Raw genomic sequence first — 14,003 nt, forward strand, 5'->3', positions numbered from 1 at the left:
TCAGGCTTGCAAGGCGTTCAGCGCGGCCAGCATCTCGTCCGGCAGCTCGCGCGCCAGGAAGCCGACCGCGCCCCGCCGGGCCGCCAGCCGCTCGCCGGCCTGCGCATGCAGCACCACGCCCCAGGCGCAGGCCTGCACCAGGTCGGCGCCGCGCGCGGCCAGCCCGGCGACCAGCCCCGCCAGCGTGTCGCCCGAGCCGGAGGTGGCCAGGCCGCAGTTGCCGCCCTGGTGGCGCCAGGCGCGGCCGTCGGGCGTGGCGATCACCGTGACCGGCCCCTTGAGCGCGACCACCGCGTTCCACCGCCGGGCCGCGGCCAGCGCCGCCGACAGCGGATCGCGCAGCACCTCGTCCTTGTCCAGGCCGCTCAGGTGCGCCATCTCGCCGGCATGGGGGGTGAGCAGCACCGGTTCGGCCAGGCGCTGCTGCCGCTGCAGCACGTCCATCGCGCCCGCATCCAGCACCACCGGGCGGCCTGCCAGCCGGGGCAGCAGCGCCTGCACGAAGTCGCACGTGGCCTGCGCATCCATCAGGCCGGGGCCGACCAGCACGGACTGTGCCGCTGCCGCGGTGTCGGCCAGCAGCTGCGCGCTCCCGGCCTGGAAGCCGCCGCCCGGCGTCTCGGGCAGGGCGATCACGCGCGCCTCGGGCATGGCGAAGGCCATGGGCTGGGCGACGCTGGCGCCGGTGGCGATGACCAGCTTGCCCGCGCCGGCGCGCAGGGCGGCGGTGGCCGCCAGCACCGCGGCGCCGGGGATCTCGCGGCTGCCGGCAACCACCAGGATGCGGCCGCGCGCCTCCTTGTCGGCGTCGTCGGCCAGGGCCGGCAGGGGCCAGCCGCGCAGCGCCTGCGCGTCCAGCGTCGCGGGTTGCGGTGCGTTTCTGCTCATGGCTTGGCGGCCAGCGGCGCGTCCGGCTCCGTGGTGATGGGCGCGCCGGCCTCGCGCAGCGGCGCGACGAAGTACACCAGGTCGCGCGCCAGGGTGCCGGCCGCATCGCGCCGGTACGAGGTCACGCTGCAGTTGGGCACGTCGCCCTGGCGGTCGATGGCCAGCACCTGCGCCTCGTCCAGCTCCTCCAGCAGGTAGCGCACGCAGGTCACCGTGACCTGGTGGGCCACCAGCAGCAGGCGCTGGCCGGCGTACTCGCGCGCCACCATCTCCAGCAGGCTGCGCAGGCGCAGGATCACGTCGCACCAGCTCTCGCCGCCGGGCGGGCGGAAGTAGAACTTGCCGACGTGGCCGCGCTGCTCGCTCAGCTCGGGGTACTTCTGCCGGATGCCATGCACGGTGAGCCGGTCCAGGATGCCGAACTCCTTCTCGCGCAGGCGCTCGTCCACGCGCACCCGCAGGCCGGCGCCGCCGGGCATCTGCGCCAGCAGCAGGCGCGCGGTCTCGCGCGCGCGCACGTAGGGCGAGCACAGGATGGCGTCGGGCCGCTGCGAGGGCGGCAGGGCGGCGAACCAGCCGCCCAGGGCGACGGACTGCTCCTCGCCCAGCGCCGACAGCGGCGTGTCGACGTCGCGGAACGCGATGTCGATCATGGCGGCGCCGCTGGCCTCGGCCAGGTCGCGCGCCACGTTGCCGGCGCTCTGGCCGTGCCGCACGATCCAGAGCTGCGCCGGGCCGTCCTTGATCATGCCTGCCGCATCCCTCAGGGTCTCTGGAAGCCGAGCGTCTTCATGGCGCGCGACAGGCCGGCGCGCTGCGCCTCGTAGTCGGACCAGGGCGCGTTGCCCTCATCCAGCCGGGTGTGCACCGTGGCCACGGTCCAGTGCGCGCCGCTGCCCAAGGCGCCCAGCTCCTCCCAGCGCACCGGCACCGAGATGCCCAGGCCGGGCCGGGAGCGGGCCGACCAGGCGGCCACCGTGGTGGCGCCGTAGCCGTTGCGCAGGTAGTCGATGAAGATCTTGCCGACCCGGTTGCTGGGCCCGCTCTTGGCGACGAAGCGGTCGGGCAGGGTGCGGGCCAGGTGCTGCACGATGGCCTGCGAGAAATCCTTCACCGTGTCCCAGTCGCGCTGCTTCTTCAGCGGCACCACCACGTGCAGCCCCTTGCCGCCGCTGGTCTTGAGGAAGGCCGGCAGCCCCAGCTCGCCGAGGAAGGCGCGCACCAGCTGCGCCGCCTCCTGCACCTGCGGCCATTGCACGCCTTCGCCCGGGTCCAGGTCGAAGGTCATGCGGTCGGGCTTGGCGATGGCGGTCTTCACGCCGTTCCAGGTGTGGAACTCGATGACGTTCATCTGCGCCGCCGACAGCAGGCCCTCGGGCCGCACCACTTCCAGCACGGGCGGGTGGTCGGGATCGAGGGCCGGGTCCAGCGCCTCGATGCCCGCCATCTGGTAGCGCTCCGCGTGCTTCTGGAAGAACAGCTCGCCGCCGATGCCCTGGGGCGCGCGCACCAGAGACACCGGCCGGTTCTTCAGGTGCGGCATCATCAGCGGCGCCACCAGGGCGTAGTAGCGCACCAGCTGGATCTTGGTGGTGCCGCTGGCGGCGTCGATCACCCGCTCCGGGTGGCTGACGCGCAGCTTGGCGGGCAGGGCGACGGATGCCGTTGCCGGTGCGGGTGCCGGTTCCGCTGCGGGTGCCGGCATCGCCTCCTCGCGCGTGATCGCCTGCGGCGCCTTGTCGCCGCGCAGGCCGCGGAACACCGAATGCCGCACCCGCCCGTCGCGCGTCCATTCGCCGAAGGACACCTCGGCGATCAGCTCCGGCCGCACCCAGTGCGCCTTCTTCGGGATCTGCGCGCCGGACGCGAACGGCTTGGTGTCGGTGGCCAGCGCGTCCAGCCGCTCGCGCAGCTGCCGCAGGCTCTGCTCGTTGAAGCCGGTGCCCACGTTGCCGGCGTACTTCAGCTCGCCCTGGGCACCGTGCACGCCCAGCAGCAGCGAGCCTATGCCGGTGCGCGAGCCCTTGGGGTCGGTGAAGCCGCCAATGACGAATTCCTGGCGCCGCGCGCACTTGAGCTTGATCCAGTCGGCCGAGCGCCGCGTGACGTAGCGGGAATCGCGCCGCTTGCCGATCACGCCCTCCAGCCCCAGGCGGCAGGCCGAGGCCACGATGTCCTCGGGCGGCGCGTCGAACACGGCGGAAAAGCGCACGCCCGGCTGCGGGCGGCGTTCCACCACCCGCTGCAGCACCGCGCGACGCTGCTCCAGCGGCACGTCGCGCAGGTCGTGCCCGGCGCAATAGGGAAGGTCGAACAGGTGGTAGACGATGTCGGCCGTGCGCGAGCTCTCGAAGGCGCCCTGCAGCGACTGGAAGTCGGCGGGGGTGCCGTTGCCCGGCACGATGATCTCGCCGTCGTACCAGCCGTCGGGCAGCTCCATCGCGACCAGGGCCCGCTCCAGGTGCGGCAGCCGGTGCGTCCAGTCGTTGCCGTTGCGGGTGACGAGGCGCACCGCGCCGCCCTCGGCGCGCGCGAGCATGCGGTAGCCGTCGAACTTGATCTCGTAGATCCAGTTCTGCGGATCCTCCGGCGGCCCCTCGACCAGGGTCGCCAGCTGCGGCTGCATCTCCTGCGGCAGCGCCGCGGGACGCGCGCCGGCGGGCGGTCCGCCGACGGCTGCCTGCGGCGCCACGGACGCGGGCACCGCGGCATCCGCAGCAGGGGCCGAGCTGGAGGACGGTGCCGGGGAGGATGCCGCGCCCTCCGGCACGTCGGGCAGGTGGCCCACGCTGTCCGGCATCTCGTCGACCACGCTGAACTCGGCCGCCGGCCGGGCCAGCTCGTCGCGTTCCTTGATCAGCAGCCAGGGGTCCTCGCGGCCATTGCCGCGGCCCTTCATGCGCACCAGCGTCCAGTGGCCGCGCAGCTTGTGCCCGCGCAGCTCGAACTTCAGCTTGCCTTCGCGCCAGCCCCGGTGCGGGTCTTCCAGCGGCACCCAGGTGCCCTTGTCCCAGATGATGACCTTGCCCGCGCCATAGTTGCCCGGCGGGATGGTGCCCTCGAAGCGGTTGTAGGCGATAGGGTGGTCCTCGGTCGGCATCGCCATGCGCTTGTCGGCCGGGTCGAAGCTGGGGCCCTTGGGCACGGCCCAGCTCTTCATGGTGCCTTCCAGCTCCAGCCGGAAGTCGTAGTGCAGCCGCGTGGCCCAGTGCTTCTGGACCACGAAGGCCCGCTCCTGCTCGTTCGGCACGCCGCCCTCGGCGGGTTCCGGCGTCGCATCGAAGTTGCGCTTGTCCCGGTACGTCCTGAGGGCGGGGGAAGAAGAGGAGGGGGTGCGGTCGTCTGCCACGGCTGCAACGGGGCGCGCGGGCCCGCGCCCGCGCCCCTTCGCCTTGCGCTCAGCTCTTCATCCGCTCCTGGTCGCGCAGCATCTTGATCTGGTCGTGGTTGCGCTGCACGCCCTGCATCTGATGCTCCACGACCTGCTTGATGTGCGCAGGCAGCGGCTTCTGCAGGGCCTTGCGGTAGCGCGCCAGGGCGTTGTCCTCGCCGCGCTCGGCCTCCTCCAGCACCGCCTTGTCGTCGTAGGTCGTCAGCGTCGACTTCACCGAGACCCAGCCGCGATGGATCGCGCCCAGCGTGCTGCCGCCGTCCTCGGCGCTGCCGCCCAGGCTGCGGATCTGCTCATTGAGCTGCTGCGCGCCCTTGCGGCAGTCGTCGGCGCGCTGCAGGAACAGCGACTTCAGGTCCTGCCGCTGGGTCTGCTCGGCGCACGACTGGAAGCCGTACTCGCCGTCCTTGCAGCACTCGACCAGGTTCTGCAGCGTGTCGATCACGTCGGCCGTGTCGCCGCTGTTGTTGCCGGCCGTCTGGCCCGCGCCCACCGCCGCGGCCACGCCGCCCACGCCGGTGCCCGAGCCCATGCCGGCGCCGGTGGAGCCGGGCACGCCGGTGGAGCGGTCACGCCCCATGTCCAGGCTGGAGTCGGTGGTCACGCCATCGGAGTTGGCGGCGGACACGCCGCCCGAGCCGGTGACGTCGGAAAAGCCGCTGCTGCCCGAGCGCATCGTGGTGTCCACGCGGTTCCAGGCCGCGCGGCTGGCCGGCTGGGCCTGCGGCCAGCTGAGCGAGGAGCCGCCGCGGGCGCTGTCCCAGTCCGAAGCCAGGCGAGGCTCGGCCGTGTCCCAGCTGTCGTACTGGGTGCGGGCGGTCAGGCCATGGCGGTAGGCCGGGCCGTAGTCGTCGAAGCTGCGGCCCTGCTCGTAGTAAGGCTCGCGGTCGTAGTTGTCGCGCCAGTAGGCTTCTTCGGCGGTCGGGTTGATGGCCTCGGCCGCGGCCTTGCCCGCCAGTCCGCCCACCACCGCGCCGACAACGCCGCCCACGGCCATGCCCAGCGGGCCGCCCAATGCGCCGGCCGCCGCGCCGGCCACGGCGCCACCGGTGGCGCCCACGCCGGTACCCACGGGATGGGCGCCGGGCTCGTCGGTGATGGGATCGCGGTTCGAATCTCTTTCGTCTGCAGCCATGTCATGCTCCTTGGGGTGAGGGTGAAAGGCCCGCGCGTTGCGTGCGCGTGGGGCTCTTGATGCATCTTCCGACCCGTGCGCCCAACCCGGCCGTCAGCCAAGCCGGGGAGCGGCTGTAGGAAAAAATGCCAAGGCTTCGCGCACCCACGGCCCGGCAGGCGCACAGGGCCTCGCACCGTTGTCCTACAGCTGGCGGCGCCGCTGCGCGGCAATCTCCGGGGCCATGAGGCATTCGCTGCGCAAGACCGCATCGCATCTGCACCTGGGGTACTCCCACGGCGACGCCAGCGATGGCCTGATGGGCCGGCGCTTTGAGCTCGAGGTGGAGGGCAGCCTGCTCACGCTGTCCATCGACCTCACGATCAACTTCCACACGCGCGACAAGTCGGCCGGCAGCTACCTGGATGCCGCTGCGCTGGCGCGCAACCACCGGCAGCTGCGCCACCTTCAGTGCGGCGACAACCTGGTGCGCACGCGCCTGATCAGGGCCTGGGAGTCGGTGCCCGCGCCGCGGCTGCGCATGGCGCTGGACCTGGGCTCGCGCGGCTGCTTTGTCTATGCCGTGCAGCCGCACTCGCTGCTCATGGGCGGCATCCAGCTCGACATCACCGCCGTGCTGGAGGACGAGCCGCCGGACGAGGGCGGTGCCGCCAGCGGCGCGCAGCGCACGGAGCACGCATGAGCCGCACGGCCGCTCCGAAGGCCCATCGCACCGCAGCCCGCAGGGCAAAGGTTGTCCGATGACCTGGCGCCGGCTGCGCGCCGCGATGCTGTCGGCCCTGCTGGGGCTGGCCGCCTGGCAGGCGCTCGCAGACCCGGCACAGCTGCGCGCCCGCCATGCGGAACTGCGCGACGAGCTGCGCAACAACGGCTTCGGCGAGGCGCTGCACATCGATTCGGCCGAGTCGGGCGACGCGCTCAAGGGCGACGTGTACGCCGTGCTCGAGCACCCGTTCGCCCGCGTCCGCGACGCGCTGCGCGAACCGCCCAGCTGGTGCGACATCCTGATCCTGCCGTTCAACACCAAGTACTGCCATGCCGTGGGGGCCGCGGACGGGCCGGCGCTGCGCGTGCGCATCGGCCGCAAGCACGACCAGCCGGTGGAGCAGGCCTACCGGCTGACCTTCGCCTTCCGCAACGTGGCTGCGCAGGCCGACTATTTCGAGACCCGGCTGTCCGCCGCCGAAGGCCCGCTGGGCACGCGCGACTACCGCATCAGCGTCTCGGCGATCCCGCTGGAGGGCGGACGCACCTTCATGCACCTGAGCTATGCCTACGGCTATGGCATGGCGGGCCGGCTCGCCATGCAGGCCTACCTGGCCACCGTGGGCGCCGACAAGGTGGGGTTCACGCGCACCGGCCGCGACGCGGCGGGCCAGCCCCAGCACATCGGCGGCGTGCGCGGTGCGGTCGAGCGCAACGCGGTGCGCTACTACCTGGCGATCGACGCCTACCTGGACTCGCTCGCGGCCCCGCCGCCCCAGCGGGTGGAAACGCGCATCCGCCGCTGGTTCGACGCCACCGAGCGCTATCCGCGGCAGCTGCGCGAGATGGACTGGCCCACCTACGCGGCGATGAAGCGGCACGAGTACGAACGTCAACAAACCTTGCTCCAGTAGTACCTGAGTGGCTCTGCGAAAGCACATTCCTACACCAGGTTCATACCGGGCCTACAAGCACTTGAGCTAAGCGGCTTCGATGATGCGGAGCCCGCCGAGCTTGGCGGCTCCAGGACTTTCCATGAACGACCATGCTCTGCGGGCCGCCAGCGCCGAAGCGGCCCGGCGCCAGGCCTCGCGCCCCGTGTTTTCCAACGAACCCTCGGCGGTGCTGGGCCTGCGCGAGGCGGTGATGCTCATCGTCGGCGTGGTGATCGGCGCCGGCATCTTCAAGGCGCCTTCCATGGTCGCCGGCATGACCGGCAGCGCGCCTTGGATGTTCGGCGCCTGGATCCTGGGCGGCGTGATCTCGCTGATCGGCGCGCTGTGCTACGCCGAGCTGACCACGGCCTATCCCAGCGCCGGCGGCGACTACCACTTCCTCAAGCGGGCCTATGGGCGCTCGGTGTCCTTCCTGTTCGGCTGGGCCCGCTTCTCGGTGATCACCACCGGCTCGATCGCGCTGCTGGCCTTCGTGTTCGGCGACTACCTGCAGCAGGCCCTGCCGCTGTACCTGGGCGGCCGGGCCATCGGGCCGGTGGTGTACGCGGTCACGGCCATCCTGGTGCTGTGGTGGATCAACTCGCGCGGCATCAAGGCCGGCACGTCGGCCCAGACCTGGCTGACCGCCGCCGAGGTGGGCGGGCTGCTGCTCATCGTGGCGGCTGCGCTGTGGCTGGCCGGCGCCACCTCGCACCAGCCCGCGGCGCCGGCAGCGGGCGCCGCCGCGGCCCCGTCCCTGTCGTCCTTCGGCCTGGCCATGGTGTTCGTGCTGCTGACCTACGGCGGCTGGAACGAGGCCGGCTACATCAGCGCCGAGCTCAAGGACAAGCGGCGCAACATGGTGCGCGCGCTGGTGCTGTCCATCCTGGTCATCACCGCGCTGTATCTGCTGGTGACCTGGGCCTACTGGCGCGGGCTGGGGCTGGAGGGCATGGCCAAGTCGCAGGCGCTGGCCGCCGACCTGATGCGCGTGGCCTTCGGCACGGTGGGCGAGAAGATCATCGCGGTGCTGGTGGCGGTGGCGGCCGTCACCTCCATCAACGCCACCATGATCGTCGGCGCCCGCACCAATTACGCCGTGGGCCGCGACTGGCCGGCGCTGGGCAAGCTGGCGTTCTGGGACAGCGAGCGCGGCACGCCGGCCAACGCGATGCACGTGCAGAACATCGCGGCGCTGCTGCTGGTGGCGCTGGGCGCCTGGACCGGCAGCGGCTTCCGTTCCATGGTGGAGTTCACCGCGCCCGTGTTCTGGCTGTTCTTCCTGCTGTCGGGCCTGGCGCTGTTCGTGCTGCGCCGGCGCGAGCCCGCCACCGAGCGCCCGTTCAAGGTGCCGCTGTACCCGCTGCTGCCGCTGCTGTTCGTGGCCACCTGCGCCTACATGCTCTGGTCCAGCCTGTCCTACGTGTACAGCCAGTCCCTGGGCGGACTGAACGCCGCCTGGATCGGCGTGGCGGTGCTGGCCGTGGGCCTGCTGCTGCTGCTGGCGCTGGACCGCGGCGCCGGCCGCACCGCCGCTTCCCCCCGCCCCTGACCTTCATCCCCAAGGAGAGATAACGATGCGCAAGCCCCATTCCCCCATCCCCGACGCGCGGCGCCGTGCGGTCACGCTGGCCGTGCCCTCGCTGCTTGCCGGCCTGCTGGCGCCCCGCGGGGCGCTGGCCCAGTACAGCTCGTCCAGCGCGCCGCGGCTGGACGTGCCTTACGTGCCCACGCCCCAGCCGGTGGTGGACAAGATGCTGGAGGTCGGCAAGGTCGGCAAGAACGACGTGCTGTACGACCTGGGCTGCGGCGACGGCCGCATCGTGGTGACGGCCGTCAAGGACCGCGGCGCGTCGCGCGGCGTGGGCATCGACATCGATCCGCAGCGCATCAGCGAGGCCCGGGAGAACGCGAAGAAGGCCGGCGTGGGCGACAAGGTGGAGTTCCGCAATGCCGACCTGTTCGAGTCGGACTTCTCGCCGGCCACGGTGGTCACGCTCTACCTGCTGCCCAGCATCAACCAGAAGCTGCGTCCGCAGCTGTGGAAGCAGCTCAAGGTCGGCACCCGTGTGGTGTCGCACGATTTCGACATGGGCGAGGCCTGGCCGCCCGAGCGCACCGAGCGCGTGGCCAACAAGACGATCTACTACTGGACCATCAAGCCGGAGCACAAGAAGGCTTGAGGCCGCTGCGCGGCGCGGCTCAGCCTTTCAGGCCGGCTGCGTCCCGCAGCAGCGCGGCGCGATCCGTGCGCTCCCAGGAGAACTCGGGTTCCTCGCGGCCGAAGTGGCCGTAGGCGGCGGTCTTCTCGTAGATGGGGCGCAGCAGATCCAGCATCTGGATGATGCCCTTGGGCCGCAGGTCGAAGTGCTCGTTCACCAGCGCCGCGATCTTGTCGTCCGGGATCACGCCCGTGCCCTCGGTGTACACCGTCACGTTCATGGGCTTGGCCACCCCGATCGCATAGGCCACCTGGATCTGGCACTGGCGCGCCAGGCCGGCGGCCACGATGTTCTTGGCCACGTAGCGCGCCGCGTACGCGGCCGAGCGGTCCACCTTGGACGGGTCCTTGCCCGAGAACGCGCCGCCGCCGTGCGGGCAGGCGCCGCCGTAGGTGTCGACGATGATCTTGCGGCCGGTGAGGCCGCAGTCGCCCTGCGGGCCGCCGATGACGAAGCGGCCGGTCGGGTTGATCAGGTAGCGCGTGTCCTTGAGCCACCCTTTGGGCAGCACCGGCTTGATGATCTCCTCGATGATGGCCTCGTTGAAGCTGGACTTCATCCTGGTCGGCGTCTCGCTCTGGCTGGGGTCGTGCTGGGTGGACAGCACCACCGTGTCGATGCTGTGCGGCTTGCCGTCCACGTAGCGCATGGTCACCTGGCTCTTGGCGTCGGGCCGCAGGAAGGGCAGGCGGCCGTCCTTGCGCAGCTGGGCCTGGCGCTCCACCAGCCGGTGGGCGTAGTAGATGGGCGCCGGCATCAGCTCGGGCGTCTCGTCGCAGGCGTAGCCGAACATCAGGCCCTGGTCGCCGGCGCCGGTGTTGAGGTGGTCGTCGCTGGCGTGGTCCACGCCCTGGGCGATGTCGTTGGACTGCTTGTCGTAGCAGACCATGACCGCGCAGCCACGGTAGTCGATGCCGTAATCGGTGTTGTCGTAGCCGATGCGCTTGATGGTGTCGCGCGCCACCTGGATGTAGTCCACGTGGGCGTTGGTCGTGATCTCGCCGGCCAGCACCACCAGGCCGGTGTTGCACAGCGTCTCGGCGGCCACGCGGCTGCGCGGGTCCTGGCGGAAGATCGCGTCGAGGATCGCGTCCGAGACCTGGTCGGCTACCTTGTCGGGATGGCCCTCGGACACGGATTCGGAAGTGAAGAGGAAGTCGTTCGCCATTTGAGATACTCCGTCGGTTTGCAAGGCGCGTTGCCTCGCGGGAGCTTCGGCGAACGCTTTAGCAGCTTGGTTTAACGTCGCCCTGCAAGTAGTTCAATAACTCGGCGACGGGACGGATTCTACCGCTGCGCCGCGCCTTCGCGCCACCATGCTGCCGCTGTTTCGCCTGCTGTCCGTCCTGCCCCTGCGCGTGCTGCACGCGCTGGGCGCCGCCATCGGCTGGCTCGCCTTCGCGCTGTCGCCCACCTACCGCCGGCGCTTCCTGGGGAACATCGCCCAGGCCGGCCTGCGCTTCGCCGAAGCCCGGCCGGCCGTGGCCCACATCGGCCGCATGGTGGCCGAGCTGCCGCGGCTGTGGCTGGGCCGCATGCCGCCCATCGAATGGGACAACGCCGAATGCGTGGACCGGGCCTATGCCCGGGGCGCTGGCGTGCTGTTCCTCACGCCGCACCTGGGCTGCTTCGAGGTCACCGCGCAGGCCCTGGCGCAGCGCTACGCGCCCGCCCACGGCCCGCTGACGGTGCTGTTCCGCCCGGCGCGCAAGGCCTGGCTGGCCCCCCTGGTCGCCGCCTCGCGCGGGCGGCCCGGCCTGGAGGCGGCGCCCACCACGCTGGCCGGCGTGCGCCAGATGATCAAGGCGCTGCGCAGCAACCGCGCGGTGGGCCTGCTGCCCGACCAGGTGCCGCCCGATGGCATGGGCGTGTGGGTACCGTTCTTCGGCCGGCCGGCCTACACCATGACGCTGGCGGCGCGCCTGGCGCTGCAGACCGGCGCCGAGGTGCGGCTGGTGTGGGGCGAGCGGCTGCCCGGCGGGCGTGGCTTCCGCCTGCATTTCCGCGAGCTGCTGCAGCCGCTGCAGGGCGAGCTGGAGCCGGCGGTCGCGCAGCTCAACGAGGAGATGGCCCGGCTGATCCGCGAATGCCCGCAGCAGTACCTGTGGAGCTACGCGCGCTACAAGGCGCCGCGGGCGCAGGCCGCCAAATCATGAAAGCCCTGCTGTCCGGTGCCGGCAGCCGTGCCGTGCTGGCCTTCCTGTGGCTGTTCCAGTGGCTGCCGCTGGCCTGGCAGGCCGCCTGCGGCCGCGCGCTGGGTGCCGCCCTGTGGCGGCTGGCGGCTTCGCGCCGCCGCGTGGCCCTGCGCAACCTGGAGCTGTGCCTGCCGGAGAGGCCGCCCTCCGAGCGCGAGCGGATCGCGCGAGAGCTGTTCCAGTGGTTCAGCCGCAGCGTGCTGGAACGCGGCCTGCTCTGGTACGCGCCGGTGGCGCGCCTCAGGCACCTGATCCATGTGGAGGGCGACGTGGGCTTTGCCGACCGGCACCCGGGCCCCGTGATGTGGCTGGTGCCCCACTTCGTCGGCCTGGACGTCGCCGGCGCGGCGGTGCAGCTGTACGTGCGCCGGCCCGGCGTGTCCATCTACCAGGCGCAGACCAACCCGGTAATCGATGCGGCGGTGCGGCGCGGACGGCTGCGCCATGGCAACGCGCAGATCTTCGCGCGCAGCGAGACGGCCAAGCCGCTGATGCGCGCGGTGCGCCAGGGCGCGGGCTTCTTCAACCTGCCGGACATGGATTTCGGCGAGCGCGATGCCGCCTTCGTGCCCTTCTTCGGCGTGCCGGCCGCCACGCTGCTCGCACCCTCGCGCATGGCGCGCGCGCTGGGCATGAAGGTGCAGCCGGTGGTGGCCGAGATGCTGCCGGGCGGCCAGGGCTGGCGCGTGCGCTTCCTGCCGCCCTGGGACGACTTCCCCACCGGGGACGCGCTGGCCGACACGGCGCGCATGAACCGCTGGATCGAGGGCCAGGTGCGCCAGCGGCCCGAGCAGTATTTCTGGGTGCACAAGCGCTTCAAGACGCGGCCGGCGGGGGAGCCGGGGGTTTATTGATCCTGGGGCGCTTGCAGCAGGAAGCGTCCGATCCGGTCGGCCACCAGCCCCGGCTGCTCGTGCACGATCCAGTGGCTGACGCCGGGGATGCGCTCCAGCGTGAGCCGCGGCACGTACTCCTCCAAGCCGTCGACCAGGCCGGGCAGCAGCGCCAGGTCGTCCATGGCCCACAGCACCAGCGTGGGCAAGGCCACGGTGAGCGCCTCGCGCGGCAGCGTGACGGCCGCGGCGGCCGGCTCCCCGGGCCGGGGCGGGCGCAGCGGCGAGGCGCGGTAGTAGTTGCAGCCGCCCACCAGGCCGGCGCCGGGCGGCCCGCCGGCAGGGCCGTCCCACACAGCCCGGTAACGTGCTTTCAGGTCGTCCGTCAGCCAGGCCTCGCCACCCATGGACGTGAAGAAGGCCCAGAGGCGCCGGTAGTCGTCCTCGGCCAGCAGCCGCTCGGCGTCCGGCCGGATCAGGAAGTTCATGTAGGCGCTGGCGGCCTGCTGGCGCGGGTTGGCCCGGAGCTCGCGCAGGAAGGTGCCGGGGTGGGGCGAGTTGACGATCGCCAGCCGCCGGGTCAGCTGCGGCAGCTGGTTGGCCAGGTTCCAGGCCACGGCGCCGCCCCAGTCGTGGGCCACCAGGCATTCCAGCTGCCCGCCTTCGGCCTGGATCAGGGCCGCGACGTCCTGGACCAGGTGCCTGGGCCGGTAGGCCGCCACGTCGGCGGGGGACGAGGACTTCTCGTAGCCGCGCAGGTTGGGTGCCACGCAACGGTAACCCCCGTGCTCGGGCCGGGCGAAGTGCTCCAGCAGGCCGTCCCACACGAAAGCCGCCTCCGGGAAACCATGCAGGAACACCAGCACCGGACGCCCGCGCCGGCCGGCGGCGCGGCAGCTGAGGGTGGTGCCGTGCGGCAGCGGCTGCAGGTAGGTCTCGATCATGGCGCCGGCTCCTCGGGGTGCGTCCACTGCCACAACAGGAGGGCGGTGTCCTCCACGCCCTGCTTCTTCAGGGCAGAGAACAGTTTCACCTCGCCGCCGCCAGCCTGCAGTCGCGCGATGGACAGGGCCTTGGCGGCCTCGCTGCGATTGAGCTTGTCGGCCTTGGTCAGCAGCACCAGGAACTTCAGCCCCTGCTCGACGCGCGGGCGGATCACCTCCAGCAGGATGTTGTCCAGCTCGGTCAGCCCGTGGCGCGGGTCGCACAGCAGCACCACGCCGCGCAGGTTCTCGCGCGTGACCAGGTAGCTGGCCATGACCTGCTGCCAGCGCAGCTTGTCCTGCTGCGGCACGGCGGCGTAGCCATAACCCGGCAGGTCGGCCAGCACGGCGTCGGTCAGGCCCTGCCGGCCCAGCGCGAACAGGTTGATGCTTTGCGTGCGGCCAGGCGTCTTGGAGGCGAAGGCCAGGCGCTTTTGCTGCGCCAGCGTGTTGATGCAGGTGGACTTGCCGGCATTGGAGCGGCCGACGAAGGCGATCTCGGGCCATTCGTGCGGCGGCAGGAATTCCAGCCGCGGCGCCGTGGTCAGGAAGCGGGCCGTGTGCAGCCATCCCATGGCCTGGGCCGCGGTGGCGCGGGCCGGTGGCGCGGGGGAAGGAGCAGGGGCGGCGGGGCCCGGCGGGTGCGTCATGCGTGCTGTCCAGTCAGGGCGGAGGGCCGGGGTCGGCATTGTAGAATCTCGCGGTTTTGCGCCTCA

General features: G+C 71.8%; 13 protein-coding genes. 6 read left to right on the forward strand and 7 right to left on the reverse strand.

Going from position 1 to position 14,003, the window contains the following annotated elements; translation table 11 throughout:
* The 4 genes from RTA_RS03970 to RTA_RS03985 are packed head-to-tail and all read right to left on the reverse strand — an operon-like array spanning nucleotide 1 to nucleotide 5,414.
* Entirely contained in the window at nucleotides 1-888 is an 888-nt protein-coding gene (locus RTA_RS03970; RefSeq protein WP_013900090.1) for an NAD(P)H-hydrate dehydratase, read from the reverse strand.
* Nucleotides 885-1,637 carry a histidine phosphatase family protein gene (locus RTA_RS03975; RefSeq protein WP_013900091.1) on the reverse strand — a complete coding sequence of 251 codons (753 nt, stop codon included), beginning with the start codon at nucleotides 1,635-1,637 and terminating at the stop codon, nucleotides 885-887. The genes RTA_RS03970 and RTA_RS03975 overlap by 4 nt, the downstream gene beginning before the upstream one ends.
* Nucleotides 1,638-1,651: 14 nt before the next feature.
* Nucleotides 1,652-4,237, reverse strand: coding sequence for a DNA ligase D (gene ligD / locus RTA_RS03980; RefSeq protein ID WP_041675022.1), 2,586 nt, complete (start codon nucleotides 4,235-4,237; stop codon nucleotides 1,652-1,654).
* A gap of 49 nt (nucleotides 4,238-4,286) precedes the next feature.
* Nucleotides 4,287-5,414 (reverse strand): ferritin-like domain-containing protein, encoded by a 1,128-nt coding sequence (locus tag RTA_RS03985; RefSeq protein ID WP_013900093.1) that lies wholly within the window; start codon nucleotides 5,412-5,414, stop codon nucleotides 4,287-4,289.
* A gap of 223 nt (nucleotides 5,415-5,637) precedes the next feature.
* Between RTA_RS03985 and RTA_RS03990 the strand changes: the two genes are divergently transcribed.
* From RTA_RS03990 to RTA_RS04005, 4 genes are all read left to right on the forward strand, one after another.
* Nucleotides 5,638-6,096, forward strand: coding sequence for a hypothetical protein (locus RTA_RS03990; protein ID WP_041675023.1), 459 nt, complete (start codon nucleotides 5,638-5,640; stop codon nucleotides 6,094-6,096).
* A 58-nt stretch (nucleotides 6,097-6,154) separates the two neighbouring features.
* Nucleotides 6,155-7,033 carry a hypothetical protein gene (locus RTA_RS03995; RefSeq protein ID WP_013900095.1) on the forward strand — a complete coding sequence of 293 codons (879 nt, stop codon included), beginning with the start codon at nucleotides 6,155-6,157 and terminating at the stop codon, nucleotides 7,031-7,033.
* Between the two features lie 121 nt (nucleotides 7,034-7,154).
* Nucleotides 7,155-8,606, forward strand: a complete 1,452-nt coding sequence (locus RTA_RS04000; RefSeq protein WP_013900096.1) for an APC family permease — start codon at nucleotides 7,155-7,157, stop codon at nucleotides 8,604-8,606.
* Nucleotides 8,607-8,631: 25 nt separating this feature from the next.
* Complete coding sequence (locus RTA_RS04005) at nucleotides 8,632-9,237, forward strand: SAM-dependent methyltransferase (protein WP_013900097.1); 606 nt, start codon at nucleotides 8,632-8,634, stop codon at nucleotides 9,235-9,237.
* Nucleotides 9,238-9,256: 19 nt separating this feature from the next.
* Here the strand turns inward: RTA_RS04005 and metK are convergent, their stop codons facing one another.
* Nucleotides 9,257-10,444: a methionine adenosyltransferase gene (metK, locus tag RTA_RS04010; RefSeq protein WP_013900098.1), complete on the reverse strand. Its 1,188-nt coding sequence runs from the start codon at nucleotides 10,442-10,444 to the stop codon at nucleotides 9,257-9,259.
* A 148-nt stretch (nucleotides 10,445-10,592) separates the two neighbouring features.
* On the opposite strand from metK, the gene RTA_RS04015 reads away from it, so the two are divergent.
* Together RTA_RS04015 and RTA_RS04020 are read left to right on the forward strand one after the other, a co-directional pair.
* Nucleotides 10,593-11,432: a lysophospholipid acyltransferase family protein gene (locus tag RTA_RS04015; protein ID WP_013900099.1), complete on the forward strand. Its 840-nt coding sequence runs from the start codon at nucleotides 10,593-10,595 to the stop codon at nucleotides 11,430-11,432.
* A complete protein-coding gene (locus RTA_RS04020) occupies nucleotides 11,429-12,325 on the forward strand; it encodes an LpxL/LpxP family acyltransferase (protein ID WP_013900100.1) in 897 nt (298 codons plus the stop codon). The genes RTA_RS04015 and RTA_RS04020 overlap by 4 nt, the downstream gene beginning before the upstream one ends.
* Here RTA_RS04020 and RTA_RS04025 read toward each other — a convergent pair.
* The gene (locus RTA_RS04025) at nucleotides 12,319-13,248 is read right to left on the reverse strand and encodes an alpha/beta fold hydrolase (protein ID WP_041675024.1); all 930 of its coding nucleotides are present in this window, start codon (nucleotides 13,246-13,248) and stop codon (nucleotides 12,319-12,321) included. The genes RTA_RS04020 and RTA_RS04025 overlap by 7 nt on opposite strands.
* Complete coding sequence (gene yihA / locus RTA_RS04030; protein WP_081466205.1) at nucleotides 13,245-13,937, reverse strand: ribosome biogenesis GTP-binding protein YihA/YsxC; 693 nt, start codon at nucleotides 13,935-13,937, stop codon at nucleotides 13,245-13,247. The genes RTA_RS04025 and yihA overlap by 4 nt, the downstream gene beginning before the upstream one ends.
* Between the last annotated feature and the right edge of the window lie 66 nt (nucleotides 13,938-14,003).

The organism is Ramlibacter tataouinensis TTB310 (assembly GCF_000215705.1).
GTDB lineage: Bacteria > Pseudomonadota > Gammaproteobacteria > Burkholderiales > Burkholderiaceae_C > Ramlibacter > Ramlibacter tataouinensis.

Excerpts from the sequence above, each read along its gene's own strand:
- RTA_RS03970 (WP_013900090.1), bottom strand. The coding sequence starts at position 888 with ATGAGCAGAAACGCACCGCAACCCGCGACGCTGGACGCGCAGGCGCTG.
- RTA_RS03975 (WP_013900091.1), bottom strand. The coding sequence starts at position 1,637 with ATGATCAAGGACGGCCCGGCGCAGCTCTGGATCGTGCGGCACGGCCAG.
- RTA_RS03985 (WP_013900093.1), bottom strand. The coding sequence starts at position 5,414 with ATGGCTGCAGACGAAAGAGATTCGAACCGCGATCCCATCACCGACGAG.
- RTA_RS03990 (WP_041675023.1), top strand. The coding sequence starts at position 5,638 with ATGAGGCATTCGCTGCGCAAGACCGCATCGCATCTGCACCTGGGGTAC.
- RTA_RS03995 (WP_013900095.1), top strand. The coding sequence starts at position 6,155 with ATGACCTGGCGCCGGCTGCGCGCCGCGATGCTGTCGGCCCTGCTGGGG.
- RTA_RS04000 (WP_013900096.1), top strand. The coding sequence starts at position 7,155 with ATGAACGACCATGCTCTGCGGGCCGCCAGCGCCGAAGCGGCCCGGCGC.
- RTA_RS04005 (WP_013900097.1), top strand. The coding sequence starts at position 8,632 with ATGCGCAAGCCCCATTCCCCCATCCCCGACGCGCGGCGCCGTGCGGTC.
- metK (WP_013900098.1), bottom strand. The coding sequence starts at position 10,444 with ATGGCGAACGACTTCCTCTTCACTTCCGAATCCGTGTCCGAGGGCCAT.
- RTA_RS04015 (WP_013900099.1), top strand. The coding sequence starts at position 10,593 with ATGCTGCCGCTGTTTCGCCTGCTGTCCGTCCTGCCCCTGCGCGTGCTG.
- RTA_RS04020 (WP_013900100.1), top strand. The coding sequence starts at position 11,429 with ATGAAAGCCCTGCTGTCCGGTGCCGGCAGCCGTGCCGTGCTGGCCTTC.
- RTA_RS04025 (WP_041675024.1), bottom strand. The coding sequence starts at position 13,248 with ATGATCGAGACCTACCTGCAGCCGCTGCCGCACGGCACCACCCTCAGC.
- yihA (WP_081466205.1), bottom strand. The coding sequence starts at position 13,937 with ATGACGCACCCGCCGGGCCCCGCCGCCCCTGCTCCTTCCCCCGCGCCA.